The sequence below is a fragment of the Oleiphilus sp. HI0079 genome, assembly GCF_001635105.1.
In genome coordinates, this window is sequence record NZ_LWFT01000137.1 from 1 (window position 1) to 871 (window position 871).

The 871-nt window shown below is 43.3% G+C and carries 2 protein-coding genes; both read right to left on the reverse strand.

The features are described 5' to 3' along the window. The coding region (locus A3750_RS02105; RefSeq protein WP_197474809.1) for a MarC family protein at nucleotides 1-292 on the reverse strand (292 nt) is incomplete at its 3' end. Nucleotides 293-362: 70 nt separating this feature from the next. Continuing rightward, on the reverse strand, nucleotides 363-871 hold a 509-nt coding region (locus tag A3750_RS25710), incomplete at its 5' end, for a hypothetical protein (RefSeq protein ID WP_197474810.1).

Sequence of the window (871 nt, forward strand, 5' to 3'; positions counted from 1 at the left end):
TCTTGTACTCAAGTTTTTGCGAAACCATGTGGAATGCAGAATAGAATAGAAGCAGCCCTCCTGCAATCCTCAGCGCCTCAATACTAATTCCTAGCTGAGCGAGCAGACTCTGACCATACCGAGCAAACACAACAATTAACAGCATACTTATCAATACTGCCTTTAACGCAATTTTGACACGCTGACGAAACCCTCTATCACCAACAAGCGCATTGAAGATCAACGCAGTTCCAATAGGGTCAATAATCACCAACATCGCTGTCATAGCATTCAAAAACACTAGACTATCCAATAGTCCCTTCCTCTTAAACGAAAAAACCCGCTTCAAACAAGCGGGTTTTTAACAGTAGTATGATTTCCAACTAGTGCGCAGAAATAACCCAGCGAGTATCAGACTCTATATCAGTCCAATACAACTCACCAATGGACTTATTCGTATCACCGAATGATAGATGTTTAATGTCCATATCGCCTTTAAAGCGCGTATTGATCGCTATGCCATCGACAAAATCTACGGTGCCATCTGATCTCATTTTTGGTACAACGTTTCTTACTGCATAAATCTCTCGTATAGAGTGCGCGAAATAAAACGAAGAGGTTCCATCCAATCCCGTTAGATCACCCCGTTTGTTATGAATCGCCATATCCCTGATCTGAACACCAGCGATATCAAGGTAAAACTCCATATCAGTAATCATGGTGTAGGCGCTCCAAGTGATCTTCGAGTTGGCATCACCCACCCCTGTGCTTGCAGCTAACTCTGCATCGTCAAACACACCATTACCATTAGAATCGACCGCACCGAACCCATTACCATTGTTACTAATGTGCAAGTCTTCCGGGCCGAGATAGCCTTTCATCTTTAATTGGC